Here is an 8,990-nt window from a genome sequence, read left to right as displayed (position 1 = left end):
GGCGCCCCCGGCGCAGGCGCCGCGGGCTTGCCCTGAGCCCGGCCGGCCCGCGGGAGCAGGAGGAACGCGGCGCTTCCCAGGAAGAGCGCCCGACGCGACGCGCCGTGTCGAGATTCGGTCGGCGGCGCGGATCGGGCTGTCGGCATGGAACCTCGGAGCGGCGGGGCGCGCGCGGAATCCGGGGCGGATTCCGGGGCCGCCGCTTGTAGCCGCCGCCCCCGCGCGGCGCCACCGTTTCGGACCCGCAAGTTTTTTGCTGCGGCCTGTGCCTCGCATGCTATAGACCCGCCCTCCGGCGGCCGGACACGCGCCGGGCATCGGCGCTCGCGGGCGTGGCGGAACTGGTAGACGCGCTGGATTTAGGTTCCAGTGTCGCAAGACGTGGGGGTTCGAGCCCCTCCGCCCGCACCAGCTCCGCCGTCGGAAACGGAAACGGCCGATCCCTGTGCGGACGCGGGCGGCCGGCTCCGCCCAGCGGATGCCGTTCGCCTCGCGCGGTCCCGCTTCCCCGTACCGAACCCGCGACTCCGCCAGGCCTCAGCAAGGGCCGCACCCGGATGCTCGCGCATACGATCACACGGACTTTGAGAGCGACGACGATGCAGGTGACCGAGACACACTCCGAGGGGCTGAAGCGCACGTTTCAGGTGTCCCTCGCCGCGAGCGAGCTCGAGGATCGCCTGAACACCGAGCTGTCGGGCATGAAGGACAAGGTCCAGCTCAAGGGCTTCCGGCCGGGCAAGGTGCCGGTGGCGCACCTGCGCAAGGTCTACGGCCGCTCGGTGATGGCCGACGTGGTGCAGAACGCCGTCAACGAGGCGAACCAGAAGATCGTCGCCGACAACGGCCTCAAGCTCGCCCTCGAGCCGCAGATTGAGTTCCCCTCCGACCAGTCGGTGGTCGAGAAGGCGCTCGACGCCAAGGCCGACCTCTCGTTCAAGGTCGCCCTCGAGGTGCTGCCGAGCTTCGAGCTCGCCGACCTCTCCGACGTCAGCCTGACCAAGCTGGTCGCCACCCCCTCGGACACCGAAGTGAACGAGGCGCTGGAGCGCATGGCCGGCCAGAGCCGCCCGTTCACCGAGCGCGACGCCGGCGCGGCCGCCGAGACCGGCGACCGCCTCACCATCGACTTCGTCGGCCGCATCGACGGCACCGAGTTCGAGGGCGGCAAGGGCGAGGGCATCGATCTCGAGCTTGGCTCGAACTCCTTCATCCCAGGCTTCGAGGAGGCGCTGGTCGGCGCCAAGGTCGGCGAGCAGCGCCTCGTCAAGGCGACCTTCCCGGAGGCCTACGGCGCCGAGCAGCTCGCCGGCAAGGACGCCGAGTTCGACGTGACCGTCACCAAGATCCAGGCCCCGGGCGAGGCCAAGATCGACGACGACTTCGCCCAGGGCATGGGCCTCGACTCCCTCGACGCGCTCAAGGAGGCGGTGGCCAAGGCGATCGGCACCGACTTCGAGGCGGCCTCGCGCCGCAAGCTCAAGAAGGAGCTCCTCGACGCGCTCGACGGCCGCTACGCCTTCGACCTGCCGCCCTCGCTCGTCGCGCAGGAATTCGCCAGCGTCTGGGCCCAGGTCGAGCAGGACCTGAAGGCCCGCGGCAAGACCTTCGAGGACGAGGACACCACCGAGGAGAAGGCCACCGCCGAGTACCGCAAGATCGCCGAGCGTCGCGTGCGCCTCGGCTTGGTGCTTGCGCAGGTCGGCGAGAGCGCCGATATCAAGGTCTCCGACGAAGAGGTGAACCAGGCCCTCATCGCCCGGGTCCGGCAGTTCCCGGGCCAGGAGCAGCAGGTCTGGGATTTCTACCGGAAGAATGCGCAGGCGCTCGCCGAGCTTCGGGCGCCGCTGTTCGAGGAGAAGGTCGTCGACCACGTCCTCGGCCAGGTCAAGCTGGTGGAGGAGCCCGTCTCGAAGGAGACGCTCTTCGCCGACGAGGAAGCCGACGACGCCGGCGACGGGAAGGCCGACGCCAAGTCGGCCGACTCGACGTCCGCCGAGGCGGCGCCGGCTGAATCGAAGGCCGACTGAGCCCGCGCTCGTCTCGAGGCGGCGGGCATATGGTTAGGCGGCGTTAAGGAATGCCGTCGTTCGCTGACGCGCCCGGCCTCTCCGTGATTCGCGGAGGGCCGGGCCCCTTGGAGCCCAAAAGGCCATGATGAGAGATCCGGTCGACTATTATAACAGCGCGCTCGTGCCCATGGTGGTCGAGCAGTCGAGCCGCGGCGAGCGGGCGTTCGACATCTACTCGCGACTGCTGCGCGAGCGGATCATCTTCCTCACCGGACCGGTCGAGGATTACGGCGCGTCGCTGATCGTCGCGCAGCTGCTATTCCTCGAGGCCGAGAACCCGAAGAAGGAGATCTCCTTCTACATCAACTCGCCCGGCGGCGTGGTGACCTCGGGCCTGTCGATCTACGACACGATGCAGTTCATCCGCTGCCCGGTGACGACGCTCTGCGTCGGCCAGGCCGCCTCGATGGGCTCGCTGCTCCTCACCGCCGGCGAGCCGGGCCACCGCTTCGCCCTGCCCAACGCCCGCATCATGGTCCACCAGCCGTCCGGCGGGTTCCAGGGCCAGGCCACCGACATCCTGATCCACGCCCGCGAGATCGAGGCGCTGAAGAAGCGCCTCAACGAGATTTACGTGAAGCACACCGGGCGCGACTACGACTCGATCGTCCAGGCGCTGGAGCGCGACAACTTCATGACCGCCGATGCGGCCAAGGAGTTCGGCCTGATCGACGAGGTCATCCAGAAGCGGCCCGAGCCGGCCGCCGCCTGAGGAGGCCGCATACCCTCGCCCGGCGGCCGCGGCGTCGCCGGGGGAGGGGTGTGGCGATCGTGGCCTTGATCCCGCCGCGGCCGCGTGTTTGCATCGGGGTTCGCGGCGACCGGTTCGCGAGGGACCCCAGGCAAAGACGCGCAGGTGACTTTTTCTTTAAGCGGATTCCCTTACTTGTAAACGATGCGCGTGTGCCCCCGGCTGGCAGCGCACGCACGAATCGGAGACCGATATGAGCAAGACTGGCGGCACCGACTCCAAGAGCACGCTGTACTGCTCGTTTTGCGGCAAGAGCCAGCACGAGGTCCGCAAGCTGATCGCGGGCCCGACGGTGTTCATCTGCGACGAGTGCGTCGAGCTGTGCATGGACATCATCCGTGAGGAGTCGAAATCCTCCCTGGTGAAGAGCCGCGACGGCGTGCCCACGCCGAAGGAGATCCGGCGCGTCCTCGACGACTACGTCATCGGCCAGGACTTCGCGAAGAAGGTCCTCTCGGTCGCGGTGCACAACCACTACAAGCGCCTCGCCCACGCGACCAAGCACAACGACGTCGAGCTGGCCAAGTCCAACATCATGCTGATCGGGCCTACGGGCTCGGGCAAGACGCTGCTCGCGCAGACGCTGGCCCGCATCCTCGACGTGCCGTTCACCATGGCGGACGCGACCACGCTGACCGAGGCGGGCTACGTTGGCGAGGACGTCGAGAACATCATCCTCAAGCTGCTCCAGGCCTCGGACTACAACGTCGAGCGGGCGCAGCGCGGCATCGTCTACATCGACGAGATCGACAAGATCTCGCGCAAGTCCGACAACCCCTCGATCACCCGCGACGTCTCGGGTGAGGGCGTGCAGCAGGCGCTCCTGAAGATCATGGAAGGCACCGTGGCCTCCGTGCCTCCGCAGGGCGGCCGCAAGCACCCGCAGCAGGAGTTCCTGCAGGTCGACACGACCAACATCCTGTTCATCTGCGGCGGCGCCTTCGCCGGGCTCGAGCGGATCATCTCGGCGCGCGGCAAGGGCACCTCGATCGGCTTCGGCGCGACCGTGCAGGCCCCCGACGACCGGCGCACCGGCGAGGTGTTCCGCTCGGTCGAGCCTGAGGACCTGCTGAAGTTCGGCCTCATCCCCGAGTTCGTCGGCCGCCTTCCCGTGCTGGCGACGCTCGAGGACCTCGACGAGGACGCCCTGAAGAAGATCCTCCAGGAGCCGAAGAACGCGCTGGTGAAGCAGTACCAGCGGCTGTTCGAGATGGAGAACGTCGACCTGACGTTCCAGGACGAGGCGCTGTCGCTCGTCGCCCGCAAGGCGATCGAGCGCAAGACCGGCGCCCGCGGCCTGCGCTCCATCCTGGAGACGATCCTCCTCGACACGATGTACGACCTGCCGGGCCTCGACTCGGTGGAGCAGGTCGTGATCGGCCCCGAGGTGGTCGAGGGCAAGTCGCGCCCGCTCTTCATCCACGGCGACCGCAACAAGGAAGCGCCGGCCAGCGTCAGCGCCTGACGTGCGCCGGCGCACATGCGCTAAGTCCTTGACGGAGCGGGCCGATCACGGATCGGCCCGCGACAGGTGGGCACCTTGAAACGGGGCTCCTGGAAAACCACCTGAGGCTCAGCGCAGTGGCCGCTGCCTCCCTTGAGGGGCGGTGCCGCGCCACCAGCCGCAAAGTCTCCAGCAGACCTATCCCGACCCTCGCGGCCCGGTCGGCCCCTGGTAGGAAGCTTGCTCCGAATCGGAGGAGCGACCGCCCGGCGTCCCTCATGAGGAAGTCAACGATGACCCAATCGAAATCCCGCCAGCCGGTCGTTCCGGGCTCGACCGGCTCCTACGCCGTCCTGCCGTTGCGCGACATCGTCGTCTTCCCGCACATGATCGTGCCCTTGTTCGTGGGTCGCGAGAAGTCCATCCGCGCGCTCGAGGAGGCGGTCAAGACCGACCGCCACATCCTGCTCGCCACCCAGATCAACGCCGGCGACGACGACCCGGCCACCGACGCGATCTACACGATCGGGACGCTCGCCTCCGTGCTGCAGCTCCTGAAGCTGCCCGACGGCACCGTGAAGGTGCTGGTCGAGGGCGGCGGCCGTGCCAAGATCACCGGCTTCACCCGCTCGGACGAGTACTACGAGGCCGAGGCCGAGGCCCTGGTCGACGAGCTCGGTGACAAGGTGGAGGCCGAGGCGCTCGCGCGCTCGGTGCTCTCGGAGTTCGAGAACTACGTCAAGCTCAACAAGAAGATCTCGCCCGAGGTCGTCTCCGCGGTCACGCAGATCGAGGAGCCCTCGAAGCTCGCCGACACGATCGGCTCGCACCTCCTCGTCAAGATCGCCGACAAGCAGGCGATCCTGGAGACGCCGACGGTGGCCGCGCGCCTGGAGCGCGTGCTGTCGCTGATGGAGAGCGAGATCTCCGTGCTGCAGGTGGAGAAGCGCATCCGTACCCGCGTCAAGCGGCAGATGGAGAAGACCCAGCGCGAGTACTACCTCAACGAGCAGATGAAGGCGATCCAGAAGGAGCTCGGCGACGAGGACGGCCGCGACGAGCTGGCCGAGCTCGAGGACAAGATCGAGAAGACCAAGTTCACCAAGGAAGCCCGCGAGAAGGCGTCGGCCGAGCTGAAGAAGCTGCGCCAGATGTCGCCGATGTCGGCCGAGGCGACGGTGGTGCGCAACTACCTCGACTGGATGCTCGGCATCCCGTGGAACAAGCGCTCGAAGATCAAGAAGGATCTCCTCGGCGCCCAGGTCCTGCTCGACGGCGACCATTTCGGCCTGGAGAAGGTCAAGGAGCGGATCGTCGAGTACCTCGCCGTGCAGCAGCGGGCCAACAAGCTCACCGGGCCGATCCTCTGTCTCGTCGGGCCCCCCGGCGTCGGCAAGACCTCGCTCGGCAAGTCGATCGCCAAGGCGACAGGTCGCGAGTTCGTGCGGATGTCGCTCGGCGGCGTGCGTGACGAGGCCGAGATCCGCGGCCACCGCCGGACCTACATCGGCTCGATGCCCGGCAAGATCGTCCAGTCGATGCGCAAGGCCAAGACCTCGAACCCGCTCATCCTGCTGGACGAGATCGACAAGATGGGCATGGATTTCCGCGGTGACCCCTCTGCCGCCCTGCTGGAGGTTCTCGACCCCGAGCAGAACGCGACCTTCAACGACCATTACCTCGAGGTCGACTACGACCTGTCGAACGTGATGTTCGTGACGACCGCCAACACCCTCAACATCCCTGGGCCCCTGATGGACCGCATGGAGGTGATCCGCATCGCCGGGTACACCGAGGAGGAGAAGGTCGAGATCGCGCGCAAGCACCTGATCCAGAACGCGCTGAAGAAGCACGGCCTGGACAGCAAGGAATGGTCGATCGACGACGAGGCCCTGCTGATGCTCGTCCGCCGCTACACGCGGGAGGCGGGCGTGCGCAACCTCGAGCGCGAGCTGTCGAACCTGATCCGCAAGGCGGTGAAGGAGATCCTCATCACCAAGGTGAAGAGCGTCGAGATCGACGTCGAGCGCCTGCAAGTCTTCCTCGGCCCGCCGAAGTTCCGCTACGGCGAGATCGATGCCGACGACCAGGTCGGCGTGGTCACCGGGTTGGCCTGGACCGAGGTCGGCGGCGAGTTGCTGACGATCGAGGGCGTCATGATGCCGGGCAAGGGCAAGATGACGGTCACGGGCAACCTGAAGGACGTGATGAAGGAGTCGATCTCGGCGGCGGCGAGCTACGTCCGCTCGCGGGCGCTCGACTTCGGCATCGAGCCGCCGCTGTTCGAGCGCCGGGACATCCACGTCCACGTGCCGGAGGGGGCGACCCCGAAGGACGGGCCCTCGGCCGGCATCGCCATGGCGACCGCCATCGTCTCGACCTTCACCGGCATCCCGGTGCGCCGCGACATCGCCATGACCGGCGAGGTCACGCTCCGCGGGCGGGTGCTGCCGATCGGCGGCTTGAAGGAGAAGCTGCTCGCCGCGCTCCGCGGCGGCATCAAGACGGTGCTGATCCCCGAGGAGAACGCCAAGGACATCGCCGAGGTGCCCGACAGCGTGAAGAACGGGATGGAGATCATCCCCGTCGCGATGATGGATCAGGTCCTCAAGCACGCCCTGGTGCGCCAGCCCGAGGCGATCGCCTGGGAGGAAGTGATCCCGGTCAAGAAGTCGGCCGAGGACGGCGCCGCCTTCGTCGCCCACTGACCGCCCAAGCATGAACGACGAGGCCCCGGAGCACCGCTCCGGGGCCTTTCGCTTGCATGGTCCCCCGCGAAAGGCCGCCCATGCGCATCCTGGTGATCAATCCCAACACCACCGAGGCCGTGACCGAGCGCGTCGCCGCGCATGTCCGCCGGATCGCGGGGGCCGCCGCCACGATCGTGGCGGCGACCGGCCGCTTCGGGGCCCGCTACATCGCCAGCCGGAGCGCCGCGGCGATCGCCGGCCACGCCGCGCTCGACGCCTTCGCCGAGCACGGGGCCGGATGCGATGCGGTCTACCTCGCCTGCTTCGGCGATCCCGGCCTGCTGGCGCTGCGCGAGATCGCCCCCGTCCCGGTCGTCGGCATGGCCGAGGCCGCCTGCCGCGAGGCGGCCTCGGCCGGGCGCTTCGCCATCGTCACCGGGGGGACGGCGTGGCGGCCGATGCTGAGCGAGTTCGTCGCGCTCCTCGACCTGTCGGATCGGCTCGCCGGTCTCCGCACGACGAACGCCACCGGCGGCGAGATTCACCGCGACCCGGACGCGGCCCTGGCCGACCTGATCGCCGCCTGCCGCGCCTGCGCCGACGAGGACGGGGCCGATACGGTGATCCTCGGCGGCGCCGGCTTGGCGGGCCTCGCCGAGCGCATCCAAACCGCGGTTCCGGTCCCCGTCCTGTGCTCGGTGGAGGCCGGCACCCGCGCGGTCCTCGCCGCCGCGGCCCGACCCGGCCCCACGCCGCCCGACCGCCCGGCGATCGACAGCGCCGGCCTGTCCCCGGCCCTGGCGCAGCTCCTGGCCGGCGCGTAGGGGGGGGCGCCGCGCGCGCCTCGGCCTTGCCTCGGTGCCGCGGCATGCCGTACCACGCGGGCGCGGGCGGTTAGCTCAGTTGGTAGAGCGTCTCCTTTACACGGAGAGGGTCGGGGGTTCGAGTCCCTCCCCGCCCACCAATCGTCACGACGGCTCGGGGCGGGTCGTCGGACCCAGCGGGCGTTCGATCCTCGGAAGCGCCTCGGCGACCGGCGTCGCGGATCGCTCCACGAGATGCCGGCGCCGCCTCGGTCCGTGCGATCCTCGGGCTCGGATCCCCGTCGGCCTCGCGGATGGGGGATGATGGCGCCTCGGGCGAAATGATGCCCCAGGCTCCGGCGGCGCCACCCAGGACCAGCGACATGCGAACCGTCATCCTCGCGCTTGCCATCACGATCGCGCCCGTCCCGGCGCTCGCCCTGTGCAGCTGCACCTGTGTCCAGGGAACCGCCGTCGCGCGATGCTCCTCGACCGCCGACAACGTGCCGATCTGCCAGCTGCTGTGCCCGCCCTCCGCTGCCGCGCAATCGGTCGCCGGTCCGTCGATCACGCTGCCGGGCGCGCCGCAGCGTCGCGTGGACCCGATCCAGATCAACGAGCAGAACCAACAGCTGCGCTCGCAGGGCATCACGCCCCGCGACGGCCAGCCCCTGGACCGCTGACCCGCGACACGCCCCCCGCGGCACCCGGTCCGGCCCCCGGTTCACCCGCCGTGCCGGCCGGCCTGATCGCGCCGTCTCCGCACGATGGAGAGCGGCCGGCATAAGCCGGTCCGACGCCGGAATGCGGCCGGCCGACGGCAGGCTCGACCTCGCACGGGGACGTGCCCGCCCGGCCGATCCCGGAACCGGGCGTCTCAGTCCAGCCGCACCGGCGGCCCGACGGCGTGGGTGAGGTCGTCGGCGAGCCAGGCGAGGGCGCCGCGGAACGGGCCGAGCAGGCCGACCTGGTGCCGGCGGTAGAGCAGGTCGTGGGCGAGCCGCGCGAACAGGCCGCGCAGGCGGCCGCCGCCGAAGGTGTAGCGCCCGAGCGTGCCCCAGCCGTTGTAGTCGGCCAGGGACACGAGCGCGCCCTTGTCGCGATAGCGGAACGGCGCCATCGCGCCGCCGCGCCGCCACGCCTCGAAATGGCGCACGAGGTGCCGGGCCTGCTGGTGGGCCGCCTGCGCGGTCGCCGGCACCGGCGCCCTGGTGACCGGCGCCGACGCCG

The 8,990-nt window shown here is 69.5% G+C and carries 6 protein-coding genes, 2 tRNA genes and 1 pseudogene; 8 read left to right on the top strand and 1 reads right to left on the bottom strand.

The window, feature by feature from the left end:
- The first annotated feature begins 326 nt into the window (after positions 1-326).
- From FV230_RS19730 to FV230_RS19695, 8 genes are all read left to right on the top strand, one after another.
- Positions 327-411: transfer RNA gene (locus FV230_RS19730), tRNA-Leu, on the top strand.
- 188 nt (positions 412-599) lie between these two features.
- Entirely contained in the window at positions 600-2,030 is a 1,431-nt protein-coding gene (gene tig, locus FV230_RS19725) for a trigger factor (protein ID WP_147843595.1), read from the top strand.
- Between the two features lie 127 nt (positions 2,031-2,157).
- The gene (locus FV230_RS19720; protein ID WP_147843596.1) at positions 2,158-2,784 is read left to right on the top strand and encodes an ATP-dependent Clp protease proteolytic subunit; all 627 of its coding nucleotides are present in this window, start codon (positions 2,158-2,160) and stop codon (positions 2,782-2,784) included.
- 232 nt (positions 2,785-3,016) lie between these two features.
- Positions 3,017-4,288, top strand: a complete 1,272-nt coding sequence (gene clpX / locus FV230_RS19715; RefSeq protein WP_147727615.1) for an ATP-dependent Clp protease ATP-binding subunit ClpX — start codon at positions 3,017-3,019, stop codon at positions 4,286-4,288.
- Between the two features lie 272 nt (positions 4,289-4,560).
- Positions 4,561-6,975 (top strand): endopeptidase La, encoded by a 2,415-nt coding sequence (lon, locus tag FV230_RS19710; RefSeq protein ID WP_147843594.1) that lies wholly within the window; start codon positions 4,561-4,563, stop codon positions 6,973-6,975.
- A gap of 80 nt (positions 6,976-7,055) precedes the next feature.
- A complete protein-coding gene (locus FV230_RS19705) occupies positions 7,056-7,781 on the top strand; it encodes an aspartate/glutamate racemase family protein (RefSeq protein WP_147843593.1) in 726 nt (241 codons plus the stop codon).
- Positions 7,782-7,845: 64 nt separating this feature from the next.
- A tRNA-Val gene (locus FV230_RS19700) sits at positions 7,846-7,921 on the top strand.
- 222 nt (positions 7,922-8,143) lie between these two features.
- Positions 8,144-8,443 (top strand): hypothetical protein, encoded by a 300-nt coding sequence (locus tag FV230_RS19695; RefSeq protein WP_147843592.1) that lies wholly within the window; start codon positions 8,144-8,146, stop codon positions 8,441-8,443.
- Between the two features lie 194 nt (positions 8,444-8,637).
- Here FV230_RS19695 and FV230_RS19690 read toward each other — a convergent pair.
- Positions 8,638-8,990, bottom strand: a pseudogene (locus FV230_RS19690) (NAD(P)/FAD-dependent oxidoreductase); the annotation flags it as partial.

It is taken from the genome of Methylobacterium sp. WL6, assembly GCF_008040095.1.
Taxonomy (GTDB): domain Bacteria; phylum Pseudomonadota; class Alphaproteobacteria; order Rhizobiales; family Beijerinckiaceae; genus Methylobacterium.
This window is presented reverse-complemented; position numbering and strand designations above follow the sequence as displayed.